Origin of the sequence: Dryocola boscaweniae (assembly GCF_025215095.1) — a bacterium.
Taxonomy (GTDB): domain Bacteria; phylum Pseudomonadota; class Gammaproteobacteria; order Enterobacterales; family Enterobacteriaceae; genus Dryocola; species Dryocola boscaweniae.
Genome location: NZ_JALHAP010000072.1, coordinates 36,060 through 55,108, shown reverse-complemented (window position 1 = coordinate 55,108; position 19,049 = coordinate 36,060). Strand labels below are relative to the sequence as shown.

14 protein-coding genes are annotated in these 19,049 nt (G+C 53.3%); 9 read left to right on the top strand and 5 right to left on the bottom strand.

Annotated elements, in window-relative coordinates; all coding sequences use genetic code 11:
* Positions 1–16 precede the first annotated feature (16 nt).
* On the bottom strand, positions 17–1,924 hold the full coding sequence (locus tag MUA00_RS04890; RefSeq protein WP_271122033.1) for an ABC transporter ATP-binding protein: 1,908 nt from the start codon (positions 1,922–1,924) through the stop codon (positions 17–19).
* Positions 1,925–1,929: 5 nt separating this feature from the next.
* Positions 1,930–4,047, bottom strand: coding sequence for a bifunctional 23S rRNA (guanine(2069)-N(7))-methyltransferase RlmK/23S rRNA (guanine(2445)-N(2))-methyltransferase RlmL (gene rlmKL, locus MUA00_RS04885; RefSeq protein ID WP_271122034.1), 2,118 nt, complete (start codon positions 4,045–4,047; stop codon positions 1,930–1,932).
* A gap of 107 nt (positions 4,048–4,154) precedes the next feature.
* Between rlmKL and MUA00_RS04880 the strand changes: the two genes are divergently transcribed.
* On the top strand, positions 4,155–5,267 hold the full coding sequence (locus tag MUA00_RS04880; RefSeq protein ID WP_271122035.1) for a YcbX family protein: 1,113 nt from the start codon (positions 4,155–4,157) through the stop codon (positions 5,265–5,267).
* Here the strand turns inward: MUA00_RS04880 and zapC are convergent.
* Positions 5,264–5,806, bottom strand: a complete 543-nt coding sequence (gene zapC / locus MUA00_RS04875; protein WP_271122036.1) for a cell division protein ZapC — start codon at positions 5,804–5,806, stop codon at positions 5,264–5,266. The two genes, MUA00_RS04880 and zapC, sit on opposite strands and share 4 nt — an antisense overlap.
* Positions 5,807–5,971: 165 nt before the next feature.
* Entirely contained in the window at positions 5,972–6,982 is a 1,011-nt protein-coding gene (gene pyrD / locus MUA00_RS04870; RefSeq protein WP_271122037.1) for a quinone-dependent dihydroorotate dehydrogenase, read from the bottom strand.
* A 248-nt stretch (positions 6,983–7,230) separates the two neighbouring features.
* On the opposite strand from pyrD, the gene ssuE reads away from it, so the two are divergent.
* The 5 genes from ssuE to ssuB are packed head-to-tail and all read left to right on the top strand — an operon-like array spanning position 7,231 to position 11,486.
* Complete coding sequence (gene ssuE, locus MUA00_RS04865; protein WP_271122038.1) at positions 7,231–7,806, top strand: NADPH-dependent FMN reductase; 576 nt, start codon at positions 7,231–7,233, stop codon at positions 7,804–7,806.
* Positions 7,799–8,776, top strand: a complete 978-nt coding sequence (locus MUA00_RS04860) for a sulfonate ABC transporter substrate-binding protein (RefSeq protein ID WP_416358548.1) — start codon at positions 7,799–7,801, stop codon at positions 8,774–8,776. Before ssuE ends, MUA00_RS04860 begins: the two co-directional genes overlap by 8 nt.
* On the top strand, positions 8,773–9,918 hold the full coding sequence (gene ssuD, locus MUA00_RS04855) for an FMNH2-dependent alkanesulfonate monooxygenase (protein WP_271122039.1): 1,146 nt from the start codon (positions 8,773–8,775) through the stop codon (positions 9,916–9,918). The genes MUA00_RS04860 and ssuD overlap by 4 nt, the downstream gene beginning before the upstream one ends.
* A gap of 9 nt (positions 9,919–9,927) precedes the next feature.
* Positions 9,928–10,719, top strand: coding sequence for an aliphatic sulfonate ABC transporter permease SsuC (ssuC, locus tag MUA00_RS04850; RefSeq protein WP_271122040.1), 792 nt, complete (start codon positions 9,928–9,930; stop codon positions 10,717–10,719).
* The gene (gene ssuB, locus MUA00_RS04845) at positions 10,716–11,486 is read left to right on the top strand and encodes an aliphatic sulfonates ABC transporter ATP-binding protein (protein WP_271122041.1); all 771 of its coding nucleotides are present in this window, start codon (positions 10,716–10,718) and stop codon (positions 11,484–11,486) included. Before ssuC ends, ssuB begins: the two co-directional genes overlap by 4 nt.
* 91 nt (positions 11,487–11,577) lie before the next feature.
* Here ssuB and pepN read toward each other — a convergent pair whose 3' ends face one another.
* Positions 11,578–14,190, bottom strand: a complete 2,613-nt coding sequence (gene pepN, locus MUA00_RS04840; RefSeq protein ID WP_271122042.1) for an aminopeptidase N — start codon at positions 14,188–14,190, stop codon at positions 11,578–11,580.
* 268 nt (positions 14,191–14,458) lie between these two features.
* Between pepN and pncB the strand changes: the two genes are divergently transcribed.
* From pncB to ompF, 3 genes are all read left to right on the top strand, one after another.
* A complete protein-coding gene (pncB, locus tag MUA00_RS04835; RefSeq protein ID WP_271122043.1) occupies positions 14,459–15,661 on the top strand; it encodes a nicotinate phosphoribosyltransferase in 1,203 nt (400 codons plus the stop codon).
* 175 nt (positions 15,662–15,836) lie between these two features.
* Positions 15,837–17,237 carry an asparagine--tRNA ligase gene (gene asnS, locus MUA00_RS04830; protein ID WP_271122044.1) on the top strand — a complete coding sequence of 467 codons (1,401 nt, stop codon included), beginning with the start codon at positions 15,837–15,839 and terminating at the stop codon, positions 17,235–17,237.
* Positions 17,238–17,833: 596 nt separating this feature from the next.
* Positions 17,834–18,901, top strand: coding sequence for a porin OmpF (gene ompF, locus MUA00_RS04825; RefSeq protein WP_271122045.1), 1,068 nt, complete (start codon positions 17,834–17,836; stop codon positions 18,899–18,901).
* The last annotated feature ends 148 nt before the right edge of the window (positions 18,902–19,049 follow it).

Sequence of the window (19,049 nt, the reverse complement as noted above, 5' to 3'; positions counted from 1 at the left end):
ATCGGGTCTCCTTACATTACGCGCCGTTTTTCAGAGACTCGAGGTACTCCCAGCGTTCAAAAGCGTCTTCCAGTGCTTTTTCGGCAGTGGCCAGTTCGCTCAATACTTTTTGCGTAGCGTCGTGTGGTTGGTTGAAGAACTCCGCATCACCGACTTTCGCCTGCAGAGCCTCCAGTTCGGCCTCAAGCTGTTCAAGACGAAGCGGCAGTTGCTCCAGTTCACGCTGCAGGTTATAGCTTAGTTTGCTATTACCGCGTTTTACAGTTTCTGCCTTTGCCGGTTCACTCTTTTGTTGCTTGTCCTGAGCGGTTTCACGCAGCGAACGCGCTGAACCCTGCTGCCCTTTAGCATCATGATAGCCGCCCACGTAACGACCAATGTGACCTTCACCTTCAAAGATCCAACATTCGGTCACGGTGTTGTCCACGAACTGACGATCGTGGCTTACCAGCATGACGGTGCCCTGATAGCCGTCAATCAGCTCTTCAAGCAGCTCAAGGGTTTCAACATCCAGGTCGTTTGTCGGTTCATCGAGAATCAGAAGATTGCTTGGTTTCAGGAATAAGCGCGCCAGTAACAGACGATTACGTTCGCCGCCTGACAGGGCGCGTACCGGCGTCATGGCGCGTTTGGGATGAAATAAAAAGTCCTGCAGATAACCAAGAACGTGACGCGGCTTGCCGTTCACCATCACTTCCTGTTTACCTTCAGCCAGGTTATCCATCACGGTGCGGTCGGGATCCAGCTCGGTTCGGTGCTGATCAAAGTAGGCGACTTCAAGCTTCGTCCCACAATGTACGCGACCGCAATCGGCCTTCAGTTGGCCGAGCATTAGCTTGAGCAAAGTAGATTTACCGCAGCCGTTCGGACCCACCAGCGCGATTTTATCGCTGCGCTGCACCTGGGCGGAGAAGTCCTTAACCAGCACTTTATTCGCAATCTGATAGCAAACATCTTCCATTTCAAAGACGATTTTGCCTGAACGAGAAGCTTCTTCGACCTGCATTTTGGCGCTGCCCATGACTTCCCGGCGCTCGCCACGTTCCCGGCGCATGGCTTTTAGCGCACGCACCCGGCCTTCATTACGCGTACGGCGCGCTTTAATTCCCTGACGGATCCAAACTTCTTCCTGGGCAAGCTTGCGGTCGAACTCCGCGTTTTGCAGATCTTCTACGCGCAACGCTTCTTCTTTCGCCAGCAGATACTGATCGTAATCGCCCGGATAAGAAACCAGCTTGCCGCGATCCAGATCGACAATACGAGTAGCCATATTGCGAATAAATGAACGGTCATGCGAAATGAAGATAATGCTGCCCTGGAACTCTTTTAAGAAGCCTTCGAGCCAGTCGATCGTTTCAATATCCAGATGGTTTGTCGGTTCGTCCAGCAGCAGAACGCGCGGTGAGCTTACCAGCGCACGGCCCAGCGCCGCTTTACGCAGCCAGCCGCCTGAAAGCGCGGACAGTTCAGTATCCGCATCCAGACCTAACTGTTCGAGCACCTCATTAATGCGGCTATCCAGTTGCCACAGGTTCTGGTGATCCAGAATTTCCTGAATGCGCGCCATTTCGTTGAGGTTCTTTTCGCTCGGATCGGTCATCACTTTGTGCGAAATATCGTGATAGGCCTTCAAATATTCAGCCTGCTCCTCAACGCCTTCCGCGACGAAGTCGTAGACGGTGCCCGCCACGTTGCGTGGTGGGTCCTGTTGCAGTCGAGCAACAATCAAATCCTGCTCATAAACCATGCGGCCGTCGTCCAGCGGCAGCTCACGGTTAAGAATTTTCATCAGCGTGGATTTACCCGCGCCGTTACGGCCAACCAGGCAAACGCGTTCGTTTTCTTCGATATGAAGTTCGGTGTTATCTAACAGCGGCGCGTCGCTAAACGACAGCCAGGCGCCGTGCATACTAATTAATGACATGACAATTAATCCTTGGCTTGATGAGTAACAAGCCAGCAGTTGTGAATCTGGCGATTACGGGCAAAGTCTTGCGAAAGCGTTTTCTGAGTAATTTCCTGTGCTTCCAGACCCAGTTTTGCAAGCCCGTCAAAGTCCATTTTGAAGCCGCGTTTATTATTGGAGAACATAATGGTGCCGCCGCGGCGCAGCAGGCGTTTGAGGTTTTTCATCAGCCCGATATGATCGCGTTGCACGTCGAAAGAGTCTTCCATACGTTTTGAGTTGGAGAACGTCGGCGGATCGATAAAGATCAGATCGAACTGTTCGTCCGTTTCACTCAGCCAGCCCAGGCAATCAGCCTGAATCAGGCGATGATCGCGCCCGCTCAGACCGTTAAGGCGCAGGTTACGTTCAGCCCACTCCAGATAGGTGCGGGACATATCCACCGTGGTGGTGGTCTTCGCGCCGCCCAGGCCTGCATGGACCGTTGCGCTGCCGGTGTAGGCAAAGAGATTAAGGAAATCTTTGCCTTTGCTCATTTTACCGAGCATATGGCGTGCGATACGGTGGTCGAGAAACAGGCCGGTATCGAGATAGTCCGTCAGATTGACCCAAAGGCGCGCGTTATACTCGCTGATCTCCATAAAGTCGCCCTTCTCGCCCATTTTCTGGTACTGGCTTTTGCCTTTCTGACGCTCACGCGTTTTCAGGATCAAGCGGTTGGACGGCAGTTCAAGCACGGAAAGCGTGGCGGCAATCACGTCAAACAGACGCTGACGCGCCTTGTTGGCATCCACGGTTTTCGGCGGCGCATATTCCTGCACCACGACCCAGTCGCCGTAGCGATCCACGGCTACGTTGTAATCCGGTAAATCTGCGTCGTACACGCGATAACATTCGATACCTTCCTGACGCGCCCATTTATCCAGCTTCTTAATATTCTTACGCAGACGGTTAGCATAATCTTCAGCAAGCTGGCCGCCAGCCGCGCCGGTAGCGTTTTCAGCCAACTGATAGTTTTTCTGCACGCAATCAAGGGGGCCGTTTTTCGCTTTAAACTGGCGGTCGGCGCGTAGCTGCAGGCAGCTCAGCAAATCAGGGGATGCGCTAAACAGCGACAAATTCCAGCCGCCGAACTGCGACTTCATATTGCGTCCCAGCAGACTGTGCAGCGCGATCAGCGCAGGTTCGCTATCCAGACGCTCGCCGTATGGCGGGTTGCTGACCACGGTTCCCGCAGGCCCTTCCGGCAGCGGATTAGTCAGTTTAGCGACGTCTTTTACTTCATAGCTAATCAGAGCGGCGAGGCCTGCGCGACGGGTGTTTGCGCGTGCGCGTTCGATAACGCGGGAATCATTATCAGAACCGTAGAAACGGGATGTGTATTCCCCAAGTCCTTTGCGAGCGCGCACTTGCGCTTCGCTAGTGACTTCTTTCCACAGTTCCGCGTCGTGTTTCGCCCAGCCCAGGAATCCCCAGTGCTTGCGATGTAAACCAGGCGCGCGATCGGTCGCTATCATCGCAGCCTCAATCAGCAGCGTACCGGAACCACACATTGGGTCGAGCAGCGGCGTGCCTGGCTGCCAGCCGGAACGCATAACAATGGCCGCGGCCAGCGTTTCTTTAATAGGCGCCGCGCCGGTGCTGTCGCGATAGCCGCGCTGATGCAGGCCTTCACCGCTCAAATCCAGTGCGATGCTGGCGGTATCTTTATTCAGCCAGACGTTGATGCGTAAATCTGGCTGCTCGCGATCGACATTCGGACGCGGCAGGTTTTTACGGGTAAAGGAGTCAACGATGGCATCTTTTACCTTAAGCGCGCCGTACTGGCTGTTACGGATGACTTCGTTCAGGCCGCTGAAGTGCACAGCGAAAGTCGCATCCGGGCCAAAAATCGCCGGCCAGTCGATAACCTGCACGCCCAGATATAAATCCAGATCGCTGTAAACTTTGCATTCGCTTAGGGGCAGCAGGATGCGGGACGCCAGACGGCTCCACATCAGGCTTTGGTAGACCAGACGAGAATCCCCCTGGTAATGTACGCCGCCCTGAACCACCTGGCAGCCTTGCGCGCCCAGCCCTTCCAGTTCAGTTTTTAACAGCTCTTCGAGCCCACGCGCCGTACTGGCAAACAGAGAATTCATATCGTCACTTATTGGTCAGAAAAAGAAAATAGTGGCGCATTATAGCTAATCCGCCACGCATGTCATAAAGTTGCCCTCTTATTATTTTTGCAGGCATGGAGGGCGCCATGATCAGTCTATCTCAACTTTATATTCACCCGGTTAAATCAATGCGCGGACTTGCCCTCTCGCATGCTCAGGTTGCCATCAGCGGCCTGGCTTTTGACCGTATATTTATGATAACCGAGCCGGATGGCACCTTTATTACCGCGCGCCAGTCACCGCAAATGGTGCTTTTTACGCCGGCAATTCTTCATGATGGCTTATATCTGGGCGCGCCAGACGGCTCTTCAGCAAACGTTCGCTTTGCCGATTTCCAGCCAACGCCTGCCGCAACCGAAGTGTGGGGCAACCACTTCACCGCGCTGATTGCGCCTGATGAAATCAATAGCTGGTTAAGCGGCTTCTTTTCCCGTCCCGTGCAGTTACGCTGGGTGGGTGAAGAGTTAACTCGCCGGGTTAAGCGCCATGAAGAAGTGCCTTTATCATTTGCCGATGGCTTCCCTTTCCTGCTGACCAACGAGGCCTCGTTACGCGATTTACAAAACCGCTGCCCGGCAAGCGTGAAGATGACGCAGTTCCGCCCAAATATCGTAGTGACAGGCGCCCAGGCGTGGGAAGAAGACACCTGGCAAGTAGTGCGCATTGGCAATGTGACTTTTGATGTCGCCAAGCCTTGCAGCCGCTGTATCTTCACCACGGTCAGCCCTGAAAAAGGCCGTAAACATCCCACAGGTGAACCACTGGCGACGCTGCAAAGCTTCCGCACCGCGCAGGATAATGGCGATGTCGACTTCGGGCAGAACCTGATTGCGCGTAACAGTGGAATTATCCGCGTCGGGGATGAATTTGAAGTATTGGCTCGTAAGCCTGGCAGAGTGTATGGCGCAGGCCAGGTTGCCGAAAGCATTAAGCCGGAAACCCTGCCGGAAACTACGGTGGCGATTGACTGGCAGAGCCGGACTTTTCGAGGGAATAACCAGCAAATTCTCCTGGAACAGCTTGAACAACAAGGTATTCGCATTCCCTATTCCTGTCGCGCCGGAATTTGCGGAAGCTGTCGGATTCGTTTAGTGGACGGAGAAGTGAAAGCGCTTAAAAAAAGCGCCGTGGGCGCTGACGGCACGATTCTGTGCTGTAGCTGTATTCCTGCGGGAGATGTGAAGCTGGAGACGCTTTAAACCGCCTGGTCAAGACTGAGGCTGTGATTCACCGGCTGCGGCTTCAGTCTGTCGTTCATTACCTTAATCGCATCCCCTAATTGCATGGTGCGACCGGCAAGCTGCAATCCCGGCTGCGCCAGCAGACAAAGTGCCGCGTTATCGCCGGTTTCAACCACTAACAAATTCACCTGCTGCATATCTTCGCTTAACCACACGCAGGCCGCATCGCCCGGAGCAGGCTGCCAGCAGTCGCCGTGCGAGACAAAATGCCAGCTTTTCGGCATTTGCGGTTTGAGATAGCGAATAGCCACCAGGGCATTGAGCACCAGCTCAGCGCGATGTTCTTTACTGAGCGGCAGGTGGCGGCATTTCTCGTCAAAGGAGAAAAACAGCGCGGCGTCATCGACACAAAAGCCAGCGTTTTCAAAGGCATCAGGCGTAAGCATTTTGCGTGAAAAACGGGAGCGAAAAATCATTCCATTGGCTAAATCGAGCATCATACGATCGTGCTCTTCATCGAAATACCAACGCCAACTGTCGTCCGGTTTTATCCGCATAATGACTTACCCTTTTGTTTATTCCACAAACTTAAAAAATCCTTATCGCCGTTTGGCTTAAAGCCGTATTAATAAAAGACTAATATGATTAATTTAGCAACAGCAACGGAATATAAAACAACCAGGGCTGAAAATAAAGCCCCGGTTGTCTGGAAATGATAAAGCTTAGAGATGAGTAACGATTTCTTTAATCAGCGGTGGGCCTTTAAATATGAAACCGGAATAAATTTGAATAAGCGATGCGCCTGCCGCCATTTTTTCACGTGCGGCTATCACTGAATCAATGCCGCCTACGCCAATAATAGGTAAACGGCCTTTTAATTCCTGGGACAAGCGGCGAATAATTTCTGTGCTTTGCAACTGTAGCGGGCGACCGCTCAGCCCCCCCATCTCATCGCAATATTTCATGCCCTGAACGAGGCTACGATCCAATGTGGTATTGGTGGCAATGACCCCATCGATATTATGGCGAACTAAACTGTCGGCTACCTGGATCAATTCTTCTTGCGAAAGATCCGGCGCGATCTTAACCGCGATCGGCACATATTTATGGTGCACTTCTTGCAGTATTTGCTGCTTATTTTTTATCGCACTTAAAAGATCGTCCAACGCTTCGCCATATTGCAGCGACCGTAATCCCGGCGTATTGGGAGACGAGATATTGATCGCTATATAACCCGCGTATGGATAAATTTTATCCATACAGATCAAATAGTCGTCTTTACCTTGTTCGACGGGCGTATCTTTATTTTTGCCAATATTGATCCCGAGTACGCCGTCAAAATGGGCTTTTTTCACGTTCTCAACGAGGTTATCCACGCCAAGATTATTAAAGCCCATACGGTTAATTAACCCTTCGGCTTCAACCAGGCGAAAGATACGCGGTTTATCATTTCCCGGCTGTGGGCGAGGCGTGACGGTGCCGATTTCGATGGAGCCAAACCCCATAGCCCCCAGCGCATCGATGCATTCACCGTTTTTATCCAGACCTGCGGCTAAGCCAAGCGGGTTTTTAAACGTTAATCCCATGCAGGAAACTGGCTTAGACGGAACCTTTTGACGCACCAGCCATTCGAGCGGCGTGCCCGTTACGCGGCGTAATTGCTGAAATGTCACTTCATGAGCGCGCTCGGCGTCGAGCTGGAAAAGGGCTTTACGAACGAAGGGGTAGTACATGAACTCTCCTGGATTCCGGTGTGCAAACCGGGGCCGTATTATTATCGATTACGTCCGTGATTGGAATTGACCTGCAACAAAAAAGCCCAAATTGACGCAATCGTTTTCACAGCTTTCCTCTTCTTATGCAATTTCTGGCATTTGTTTATCAGATAAATCATTTAGTGGAATAACGCCTCTCTGCCACTATCAGCCTCAATTGTTATCAAAGTTAACGACAAGCTAACATTTAGTTATAAGGAGCCGAGATGCGTGTGATCACCCTTGCCGGAAGCCCCCGCTTTCCTTCCCGTTCCAGCGCGCTGCTGGAGTATTCACGTGAAAAACTAAGCGCGCTGGATGTCGAGGTGTGTCACTGGCATCTCCAGAATTTCGCGCCCGAAGATTTACTGTATGCGCGCTTTGAAAGCCCGGCGCTAAAGACGCTTATTGAACAGCTCGAGCAGGCCGATGGGCTGATTATCGCCACGCCCGTTTATAAGGCATCTTTTGCCGGTGCGCTGAAAGCTCTGCTGGATCTTCTGCCGGAGCGCGCGCTGGAGAAAAAGGTCGTTCTTCCTCTCGCAACAGGCGGCACCGTAGCTCATATGCTGGCGGTGGATTATGCCCTCAAGCCCGTACTGAATGCGCTGAAAGCACAAGAAATTCTCCACGGCGTTTTTGCCGACGATAGCCAGATTGCCGACTACCAGCACAAGCCGGTCTTTACGGCCAATTTGCAGCAGCGCCTGGACACCGCGCTGGAAACATTCTGGCAGGCTCTGCATCGTCGCGATTTCGCGGTCGCCTCCCCGTTTATTCAGCAAGGAGTTGCTCATGTTTAATCTCTTAAAACGCACCGCGCCGTGGCTGCTTTTTACCGGAATGCTGAGCCTGAGCGCGGCGGTAAATGCCGCTCAGCCCGGGCCGGATCACCTGCGCATCGGCTACCAAAAAGGTTCGGTGAGCATGGTGCTGGCGAAAAGTCATCAGTTTCTGGAGCAGCGTTATCCGCAAACAAAAATTTCGTGGATTGAGTTTCCTGCGGGCCCGCAAATGCTTGAGGCGCTGAACGTCGGGAGTATCGATCTGGGCAGCACCGGCGATATTCCGCCAATCTTCGCCCAGGCCGCCGGGGCGGATCTGGTGTATGTCGGTTCAGAACCCGCGAAGCCAAAAGCAGAAGTTATTCTGGTGCCGGAAAACAGCCCGTTGAAAACCATTGCCGATCTGAAGGGCCGCAAGATTGCCTTCCAGAAAGGGTCCAGCTCGCACAATCTGGTGCTGCGCACCTTACAAAAAGCCGGGCTGACATTTACCGATATCCAGCCTGCTTATTTATCACCGGCAGACGCGCGCGCCGCATTCCAGCAAGGAAACGTTGACGCCTGGGCTATCTGGGACCCGTACTATTCCGCAGCCTTGCTAAACGGCGGCGTGCGGGTGCTGTCTGACGGAAGCCAGATTAACCAGACGGGCTCTTTCTACCTCGCCTCACGCCCCTATGCCGAGAAGAACGGCGAATTTCTGCAGGGCGTGCTTAAAACATTCAGCGAAGCCGATGAGCTGACGCGCTCCCAGCGCCAGCAAAGCGTAACGCTGCTGGCCAAAACCATGGGCCTGCCTGAACCGGTTATCGCCAGCTATTTCGATCACCGTCCGCCAACCGAAATTACGCCGGTTAGCGCCGCCACCGCTGAAAAACAACAGCAAACCGCCGATCTGTTTTACGACAACCATTTAGTGCCGAAAAAAGTCGATATTCGCACCCGCATCTGGCAGCCCACCGGTACCGCAAAAGGAGATAAATCATGAGCCTCAATATGTTCTGGTTCTTACCCACCCACGGCGATGGTCACTACTTAGGCAGCAATGACGCTGCTCGCCCGGTAGAGCATGGTTATTTGCAACAGATCGCTCAGGCGGCGGACAGGCTTGGCTTTACCGGGGTGCTTATCCCGACGGGTCGCTCATGCGAAGACGCCTGGCTGGTCGCCGCTTCGATGATTCCGGTGACCCAGCGGCTTAAATTCCTGGTCGCCCTGCGCCCGAGCGTCGTTTCGCCGACGGTGGCCGCACGCCAGGCCGCAACGCTCGACAGGCTTTCAAATGGCCGGGCGCTGTTCAATCTGGTTACCGGCAGCGATCCAGAGGAACTGGCCGGCGACGGCGTGTTCCTCAATCATACCGAACGTTACGAAGCCTCGGCTGAATTTACCCGCATCTGGCGACGCCTGCTGGAAGGCGAAACGGTGGATTACGAAGGCAAGCATATTCAGGTTAAAGGCGCCAGATTACTCTTCCCTCCGGTACAGCAACCTCGTCCCCCGCTTTATTTCGGTGGTTCATCAGACGTAGCGCAGGACCTGGCGGCTGAGCAGGTCGATTTATACCTGACATGGGGCGAACCGCCGCACCTGGTAAAAGAGAAGATTGAACAGGTTCGTGCCAAAGCCGCTAAGCACGGACGCACCGTAAGATTCGGAATTCGTCTGCATGTGATTGTGCGCGAAACCAACGAAGAAGCCTGGCAGGCCGCGGACCGTCTGATTTCGCAGCTTGATGACGACACTATTGCCAAAGCCCAGGCCGCGTTTGCGCGTACCGATTCGGTTGGCCAGCATCGTATGGCGGCGCTTCACGGCGGTAAGCGCGACAATCTGGAAATCAGCCCTAACCTGTGGGCGGGCGTTGGCCTGGTACGTGGCGGCGCGGGCACGGCGCTGGTCGGCGATGGCCCGACGGTTGCTGCCCGCATTAACGAATACGCAGAGCTGGGCATCGACAGCTTTATTTTCTCCGGCTATCCGCATCTGGAGGAAGCTTACCGCGTGGGCGAACTGCTGTTCCCACATCTGGACGTCGCTATGCCGGAAATTCCGCAGCCGCGCCAGCATCATGAGAAAGGCGAAGTCGTTGCTAACGACTTTATCCCTCGTAAAGTCGCGCAAAGCTAAGGGGAAAGGATGACGAATAACACACGTAAACTTTTGCTCCGCCTTGCTCCCTGGGCATTGCCGGTCGCCATTATCGCCGTCTGGCAGCTAGCCTCCTCGGTTGGCTGGCTTTCAACTCGCATTCTGCCCTCGCCCGAAGGCGTGGTTGTTACCTTCTGGAACCTCTCCGCCAGCGGCGAGCTATGGCAGCACCTGGCGATCAGCTCCTGGCGCGCGGCGATCGGTTTTAGCATCGGCGGATCGCTCGGATTGATCCTCGGCCTGATCAGCGGCCTGTCGCGCTGGGGCGAGCGCCTGTTGGATACCTCGATTCAGATGCTGCGTAACGTGCCGCATCTGGCGCTGATCCCGCTGGTTATTTTATGGTTTGGCATTGATGAAACCGCCAAGATCTTTCTGGTCGCACTCGGCACGCTGTTCCCGATTTACATCAATACCTGGCACGGCATCAAAAACATCGACCAGGGGCTGCTGGAAATGGCCCGCAGCTATGGTTTGTCGGGCTTTAGCCTGTTTGCTCAGGTGATCCTGCCAGGCGCCCTGCCTTCTATTATGGTCGGCGTGCGTTTTGCCCTCGGCCTGATGTGGCTGACGCTTATCGTCGCCGAGACGATCTCAGCTAATTCAGGCATCGGCTATCTGGCGATGAACGCCCGTGAATTCCTGCAAACCGATGTCGTGGTCGTCGCTATTATTCTGTACGCCCTGCTCGGCAAGCTGGCCGATATCAGCGCACAACTGTTAGAACGCGTCTGGCTGCGCTGGCATCCGGCTTACCAGCTAAAAGAGGAAACCGTATGAATACCGCTCGTTTAAATCAGGGGACGCCGCTGCTGCTTGACGGCGTGACCAAACGCTACGGCGATAAAACCATTCTCAACGAACTGGCGCTACGCATTCCTGCCGGGCAGTTTGTTGCCGTTGTCGGACGCAGCGGCGGGGGCAAAAGCACCCTGTTGCGGCTGCTTGCCGGGCTGGAAAATCCTAACGCGGGTTCGCTGCAGGCAGGCAACGCGCCGCTGCGTGAAAGCCAGGACGATACAAGATTAATGTTCCAGGACGCGCGTTTGCTGCCGTGGAAATCCGTTATTGATAACGTTGGGCTGGGGCTGAAAGGCAACTGGCGCGATGCGGCGTACCAGGCGCTTGAAGCCGTCGGGCTGGGAAGCCGGGCAAAAGAGTGGCCCGCGGCACTTTCGGGCGGCCAGAAACAGCGCGTGGCTCTGGCTCGCGCGCTGATTCATCGCCCGGGTTTATTGCTGCTGGACGAGCCGCTCGGCGCGCTTGATGCGCTAACGCGCATTGAAATGCAGGATTTAATCGTTTCTCTCTGGCAGGAGCACGGTTTTACCGTATTGCTGGTAACGCACGACGTCAGTGAAGCGGTTGCCATGGCGGATCGCGTTTTACTGATAGAAGACGGGAAAATTGGCCTGGATTTAACGGTGGATCTGGCTCGACCCCGTCGTTTAGGTTCGGTAAGACTGGCGGAGCTGGAATCGCAGGTGCTTGAGCGCGTGATGAAGCGCCAGGTGGAAGAACCGGCGCGCGCGGTGCGCACCGGTTGAGCGCGCGCCGGGTTGCGCAAAGCTTACCCGACCTGCTCCAGCAGATCCGTAGGGTGGATAAGCGACAGCGCCATCCACCCTACAAAATCCTTTACGCTAATGCCTTGCTGATTTTCTCAAACAGATCGCCGGACAAATTCTCCAGCCCTTTCAACTGTTCCAGCGCCGCACGCATCATTTCCTGGCGCTTCTCGTCATAACGCTTCAGACGAATTAAAGGTTCAATCAGACGTGAAGCCACCTGCGGGTTACGGCGATTCAGCTCGCTGAGCATTTCCACCATAAACTGATAACCGCTGCCGTCTACCGCATGGAACGCCGCCGGATTGCCTGCTGCAAAAGCACCAATCAGAGAACGAATGCGGTTCGGATTGCCGAGGCTGAACGAACGGTGGTTCAACAATTCGCGCACCTTACTCAGCGTATTGGCCGCCGGGCTTGTCGCCTGCAGAACAAACCATTTATCCATCACCAGGCCGTCCTGATGCCACTGCTCGTCATACTTCGCAAGCAGCTCTTCACGGCACGGCAATTGCGCAGCAACCGCTGCTGACAGCGCGGCAATCGCATCGGTCATGTTGTCCGCTTCGTCATATTGCGCACGTACAAGCCGCTCGGCCAGTTCCTGCTCACCAAATGCCAGATAACGCAGGCAGATGTTGCGCAGCGCGCGTTTGCCGATGTCCGCGTGCTCAACGCGATAAGCATCAAGCTTGTTGGCGTTATAAATAGCGAGGAACTCGTCCGCTAATTCCGTCGCCATCGTGCGGGTCAGCGCTTCGTGAACTTCAGCGACAGCGATTGGATCGATCTTCTGGAACAGCTCGGCGATTTCATTCTGCGAAGGCAGCGTGAGAATTTCAGCCGCCAGCGCCGGATCGATTTTCTCATCAAGCAAAATAGCGCGGAACGCATCAGCCACGTGCAGCGGCAACGACAGCGGCTGTTTCTGTTGGCTGCGGTTAACGTTCAGCTTGATGTAGGTCGCAAGCAGGCTCTGTGCTGCATCCCAACGAGAGAAATCGTTGCGGGCGTGGCGCATCAGGAAAGTTAGCTGCTGATCGCTCCATTTGTATTCCAGCTTCACGGGGGCTGAGAACTCACGCAAAAGCGACGGGACGGGCTGGAAATAGACATTGTCAAAGACAAACGTCTGCTCGGCCTGGGTCACATTTAGCACGTGATGAACCGGATGGCCGCCTTTTTGTAACGGAATCACCTTCCCTTCGTTGTCATACAGCTCGATGTCGAACGGAATGTGCAGAGGATGTTTTTCCTGCTGCTCAGCGGTTGGCGGCGTCACCTGGCTGATGGTCAGGGTGTACTGCTCGGTTTCCGGGTTGTAGTCATCGCGTACGCTGACGATCGGCGTACCGGCCTGGCTGTACCAGCGGCGGAAATGCGACAGGTCAACGTTTGACGCATCTTCCATCGCCTGCACAAAGTCGTCGCAGGTCGCGGCGCTGCCGTCATGACGTTCAAAGTAGAGCTGCATGCCTTTCTGGAAGTTTTCTTCACCCAGCAGGGTATGCAGCATACGAATGACTTCTGAACCTTTCTCATACACCGTCAGGGTGTAGAAGTTGTTCATTTCGATAACTTTATCCGGGCGAATCGGGTGCGCCATCGGGCTTGCGTCTTCGGCAAACTGCATCGCGCGCATGGTGCGCACGTTTTGAATGCGGTTAACGGCACGCGAACCAAGGTCTGAGCTAAATTCCTGATCGCGGAAAACGGTCAGGCCTTCTTTGAGGCTCAACTGGAACCAGTCGCGGCAGGTGACCCGGTTGCCGGTCCAGTTATGGAAATATTCGTGGCCGATAACGCGTTCGATATCGAGGTAATCTTTGTCGGTGGCCGTTTCTGCACGGGCCAGGACATATTTGGAGTTAAAGATGTTAAGACCTTTGTTCTCCATCGCGCCCATGTTGAAGAAGTCCACGGCCACAATCATATAGATGTCGAGATCGTATTCCAGGCCAAAGCGGGTTTCATCCCACTTCATGGATGCTTTTAGCGAAGTCATCGCCCAGCCTGCGCGGTCAAGATTGCCGCGGTCAACAAACAACTCCAGCGCGACATCGCGGCCAGAACGCGTTTTATAGCTGTCGCGCAGCACATCGAAATCACCCGCCACCAGCGCGAACAGATAGCAGGGTTTCGGGAACGGGTCCTGCCACTGCACCCAATGACGACCATTTTCCAGATCGCCTCCGGCCACGCGGTTACCGTTCGAGAGCAGATACGGATATTTTGTTTTATCGGCGATGATTTTGGTGGTGAAACGCGCGAGCACGTCGGGGCGATCCAGGTACCAGGTAATGTGGCGGAAGCCTTCAGCTTCGCATTGGGTGCAAAGCGCTTCGCCTGACTGATACAGCCCTTCAAGCGCGGTGTTTGCCGCCGGACTGATTTCATTGACGATAGTCAGCAAGAAATTATCTGGCAACTGTTCCAGCACCAGCGCGCCCTCTTCCAGACGATATTCTTCCCAGGCTTTTCCGTCCACGTGGATGCTGACCAGCGTAAGGTCGCCGCCGTCGAGACGTAAGGCGACTTGAGCAGAGCCCTGACGGCTTACTTTGCTGATGGCGGTGACCAGGGTTTTTGTGGCATCCAGGTCAAAGGTCAAATCGATGTCGCTAATCGAGTAATCCGGCGCACGGTAGTCGTGGCGGTATTTGGCTTGTGGCTGTTGTGTCATAAAAAACCTTATACATCGTCCGTAAGTTATCGGAGTTCAGTCTATTCCTGTTGCGTTAATGTTGCCACGCAGAATCATCATCTTTTCCGGACTAATCACGCTGCTCGCTACATTTATATAACAAGCGGCACGAATTGCCCTCGACCCGAATCCACCCTTGTGTTGTGATCCGGGTTTAATAAACGGATAATCAGGGTATACTCCTGCGTCTTTATCTGCTTTTAGCCCTTGATGGAAACGCTCCTGTGAGAGGATGCTGTAACGCGCCATGACACGACACGCTTCCCCGATTTTGCAAACGCTTCTGGATACTGACGCCTATAAGCTTCATATGCAGCAGGCGGTGTTCCACCGTTATTACGACGTGAACGTCGCGGCCGAGTTTCGCTGCCGCGGAGACGATCTGCTTGGCATTTACGCAGACGCAATCCGCCAACAGGTCGACAACATGCGCCACCTCGCGCTCAGCGCCGAGGAGTTCGCCTGGCTTGAGGAGCTTCCTTTTTTTGAAGCAGATTACCTCGCCTGGCTGCGTACTTTCCGCTACGACCCCACTCAAGTTGAAATCACCAATAATAAAGGCCATCTGGACATTCGTCTGACCGGCCCATGGCGTGAAGTCATCATGTGGGAAGTGCCGTTACTGGCCGTTATCAGCGAAGTGGTGCATCAGCATCGCTCCCAGGCCGTTACGCCGCAAATGGCGCTGGAGCATCTGGAAAGAAAGCTGCTGCACTTCAAAGAACTGACGGCGGATATCGATCTGTCTTCATTCCGTCTGATGGATTTTGGCACGCGGCGCCGGTTCTCCCGTGAGGTTCAGGAGGCTATAGTTGGCCGTCTGCAACAGGAAGCCTGGTTTGTCGGCACCAGCAATTACGATCTGGCACGCCGTCTGAATCTGACGCCAATGGGCACGCAGGCGCACGAATGGTTCCAGGCGCATCAGCAAATCAGCCCGGTGCTTGCCAATAGCCAGCGCGCAGCGCTTCAGGCCTGGCTTGATGAATATCCTGACCAGCTCGGCATTGCTCTCACCGACTGCATTACCATGGATGCATTCCTGCGCGACTTCGGCCCTGAATTTGCCAGGCAGTATCAGGGTCTGCGCCACGATTCCGGAGACCCGGTCGAATGGGGAGAAAAAGCCATTGCCCATTATGAGCAACTGGGTATCGACCCCATGAGTAAAGTGCTGGTCTTCTCCGATAATCTTGATTTACCAAAGGCCGTCGAGCTGTATAAGCACTTCGCGTCACGCATAAATCTGAGCTTCGGTATCGGCACACGTCTGACGTGCGATATTCCACAGGTGAAGCCGCTGAATATCGTTATCAAACTGGTAGAGTGCAACGGCAAGCCCGTAGCAAAACTTTCTGACAGCCCGGGCAAAACTATTTGTCACGATAAAGCCTTCGTGCGCGCCCTGCGTAAAGCCTTCGATTTGCCACTGGTTAAAAAAGCCAGCTAAATCAAAATAAGGCCCATAAACCAAACAATCAGGTTTATGGGCCGCCTCTCTTTCTTTATTTCTTCAAACTGATGCGATTTCTGCTTGTCTGATGGCGCGCGACAGGTAACATAGATATCCCCCAATTGTGGGTAACTATTTTTTTTGTCATTGACCATTTAATAGAGAGAAAACTATGAGCGTTGTGCCTGTAGCCGACGTACTCCAGGGCCGCGTCGCCGTTGACAGTGAAGTCACCGTGCGCGGGTGGGTGCGTACTCGAAGAGATTCAAAAGCTGGTATCTCCTTCCTCGCCGTCTATGACGGTTCCTGCTTCTCTCCTGTACAGGCCGTCATCAATAATTCTCTGCCCAATTACAATGAGGACGTTCTGCGCCTGACCACCGGCTGCTCCGTTGTCGTTACGGGTAAAGTGGTGGAATCTCTTGGTCAGGGCCAGAGTTTTGAAATCCAGGCAACCAGCGTAGAAGTTAGCGGTTGGGTGGACGATCCGGATACTTATCCGATGGCGGCAAAACGTCACAGCATTGAGTATCTGCGTGAAGTTGCGCACCTGCGTCCGCGCACCAACATGATTGGCGCCGTTGCACGCGTTCGTCACACTTTGGCGCAGGCGTTGCACCGCTTCTTCCATGAGAACGGCTATTTCTGGGTTTCCACCCCGCTGATTACCGCGTCCGATACCGAAGGCGCCGGTGAAATGTTCCGCGTTTCAACGCTCGACCTCGAAAACCTGCCGCGTACCGATGCGGGCAAAGTTGACTTCGACAAAGACTTCTTCGGTAAAGAAGCGTTCCTGACCGTATCCGGCCAGCTAAACGGCGAAACCTACGCGTGTGCCCTGTCTAAGGTTTATACCTTTGGCCCAACGTTTCGCGCGGAAAACTCCAACACCAGCCGCCACCTGGCGGAGTTCTGGATGCTGGAGCCAGAAGTTGCCTTTGCAAACCTGGATGACGTTGCTGGTCTGGCTGAAGCCATGCTGAAATACGTCTTTAAGGCCGTCCTGGATGAGCGCATGGACGATATGCAGTTCTTCGCCGAACGCGTTGATAAAGATGCGGTTGAGCGTCTGCAGCGTTTCATTGAGGCTGACTTCGCCCAGGTGGATTACACCGATGCCGTCGCCATCCTTGAGAAATGCGGCCAGAAGTTCGAAAACCCGGTTTACTGGGGCGTCGATCTTTCTTCCGAGCATGAGCGCTACCTTGCTGAACAACACTTCAAAGCGCCGGTAGTCGTGAAAAACTATCCGAAGGATATTAAGGCCTTCTATATGCGCCTTAACGAAGACGGTAAAACCGTTGCCGCAATGGACGTGTTAGCCCCGGGCATTGGTGAAATCATCGGTGGTTCTCAGCGTGAGGAGCGTCTGGATGTGCTGGACGCGCGTATGGCTGAAATGGGTCTGAATAAAGAAGATTACTGGTGGTATCGCGATCTGCGTCGTTACGGCACCGTACCGCATTCCGGTTTCGGTCTCGGCTTTGAGCGTCTGATTGCCTATGTTACCGGCGTTCAAAACGTTCGTGACGTGATTCCATTCCCACGTACGCCGCGTAACGCAAACTTCTAAAGAAAGCGTTTTTAATAAAGGCCAGCGACGCTGGCCTTTCTTTCGCTAATCCTATAAAAGTCATTTTTCTTCAACAAAAGTTAAACAAACGTCAATTACAACCCCATCCCGTCGCTTCCTCGTAACGAAGCATGTCTGCGAAATACCCCGTCACAAAATAATCCTTATTTTTGTCATGCTTTTTCAGAAAGCACTTGCTTAGCATATTTGCATAAAATTTGCACAGATGTCTGGACATCTAAAAATTTTACTTAAAATGTCCAAATGTAAACGAAAGGTAATGCATTTTTTTCATTATGCGGATTAAACATAAGTAATTCATATATATATGTTATGGAGCGCTAATTAAATAACCAAATCCAGTCGAAGTTTGAATTGGTTCACAAAGTTCCCTGAAATATACAATTGGTTACACATATTTTCTTTTGGTTACTTAGTTTAGACATTTGTAGCACTTTCAGGCTAGCGAAACGGTTTCATGGATGGAAAGATGCCTGACAGATACAGAAAGACACCAAACTCTCATCAATAGTTCCGTAAAGAATTATTGACGGCAGTGGCAGGTGTTCACAAAAAACCAATGAGGGTAATAAATAATGATGAAGCGCAACATTCTGGCAGTGGTTATCCCTGCTCTGCTGGTAGCCGGTGCAGCTAACGCTGCAGAAATCTATAACAAAGACGGCAACAAAGTTGACCTGTACGGTAAAGCGGTAGGTCTGCATTATTTTTCTAAAGACAACGGCGACAACAGCTACGGCGGCAACGGCGATCAGACCTATGCTCGTCTGGGCTTCAAAGGCGAAACTCAGATCAATGACCAACTGACCGGTTACGGCCAGTGGGAATACCAGTTCTCTGGCAACCGTGCTGAATCTGAAGGTACTGCAGGCAGCAAAACCCGTCTGGCGTTTGCCGGTCTGAAATTTGGCGATGCAGGCTCTTTCGACTACGGTCGTAACTACGGTCTGGTTTATGACGCCATCGGCGTTACCGATATGCTGCCAGAATTCGGCGGTGACACAGCTCCAAGCGATAACTTCTTCGTTGGCCGTACCGGTGGTCTTGCAACTTACCGTAACAGCGACTTCTTCGGCCTGGTTGACGGCCTGAACTTCGGCGTTCAGTACCTGGGCAAAAACGAACGTACCGACGTTGCTAAGTCCAACGGCGACGGCTGGGCAACCTCTCTGAGCTATGACTTTGAAGGCTTCGGTATCGTAGGCGGTTACGGCGCAGCAGACCGTACCAACGCTCAGGAAGCTGACGGCAACGGTGAAAGAGTTGAGCAGTGGGCAACCGGTCTGAAATACGATGCCAACAACATTTACTTGGCGGCTCTTTACGGCGAAACCCGTAACGCAACTTACATCAGTGATGGCGTTGGTTTTGCTAACAAAACTCAGGACTTCTCTGTTGTAGCCCAGTACCAGTTCGACTTCGGTCTGCGTCCATCCATCGCTTACTACAAATCTAAAGCGAAAGACGTTGCTGGTGTTGGCGATGCTGATTACATCAACTACATCGAAGTTGGCGCGACCTACTACTTCAACAAAAACATGTCCACCTACGTTGATTACATCATCAACCAGATCGACAAAGACAACGCGCTCGGCGTTGCTTATGACGACACCGTTGCGGTGGGTATCGTTTACCAGTTCTAATTATTCGACAGCTTGTCTGTCTGAATATAAAAAACAGGGCTTCGGCCCTGTTTTTTTATGCCTGAAAATCGAAAATAACCAGCCTGCGCCGCCGGTTATTTCTTTTTGTCGCAAACGGTTGGCATTTGTGAAAACAGCAGTTAACCTG

Coding starts and splice junctions, on each gene's coding strand:
- ssuD (WP_271122039.1), top strand. CDS start 8,773: ATGAGCCTCAATATGTTCTGGTTCTTACCCACCCACGGCGATGGTCAC.
- zapC (WP_271122036.1), bottom strand. CDS start 5,806: ATGCGGATAAAACCGGACGACAGTTGGCGTTGGTATTTCGATGAAGAG.
- pyrD (WP_271122037.1), bottom strand. CDS start 6,982: ATGTACTACCCCTTCGTTCGTAAAGCCCTTTTCCAGCTCGACGCCGAG.
- ssuE (WP_271122038.1), top strand. CDS start 7,231: ATGCGTGTGATCACCCTTGCCGGAAGCCCCCGCTTTCCTTCCCGTTCC.
- pepN (WP_271122042.1), bottom strand. CDS start 14,190: ATGACACAACAGCCACAAGCCAAATACCGCCACGACTACCGTGCGCCG.
- MUA00_RS04860 (WP_416358548.1), top strand. CDS start 7,799: ATGTTTAATCTCTTAAAACGCACCGCGCCGTGGCTGCTTTTTACCGGA.
- ssuC (WP_271122040.1), top strand. CDS start 9,928: ATGACGAATAACACACGTAAACTTTTGCTCCGCCTTGCTCCCTGGGCA.
- rlmKL (WP_271122034.1), bottom strand. CDS start 4,047: ATGAATTCTCTGTTTGCCAGTACGGCGCGTGGGCTCGAAGAGCTGTTA.
- ompF (WP_271122045.1), top strand. CDS start 17,834: ATGATGAAGCGCAACATTCTGGCAGTGGTTATCCCTGCTCTGCTGGTA.
- MUA00_RS04880 (WP_271122035.1), top strand. CDS start 4,155: ATGATCAGTCTATCTCAACTTTATATTCACCCGGTTAAATCAATGCGC.
- MUA00_RS04890 (WP_271122033.1), bottom strand. CDS start 1,924: ATGTCATTAATTAGTATGCACGGCGCCTGGCTGTCGTTTAGCGACGCG.
- ssuB (WP_271122041.1), top strand. CDS start 10,716: ATGAATACCGCTCGTTTAAATCAGGGGACGCCGCTGCTGCTTGACGGC.
- asnS (WP_271122044.1), top strand. CDS start 15,837: ATGAGCGTTGTGCCTGTAGCCGACGTACTCCAGGGCCGCGTCGCCGTT.
- pncB (WP_271122043.1), top strand. CDS start 14,459: ATGACACGACACGCTTCCCCGATTTTGCAAACGCTTCTGGATACTGAC.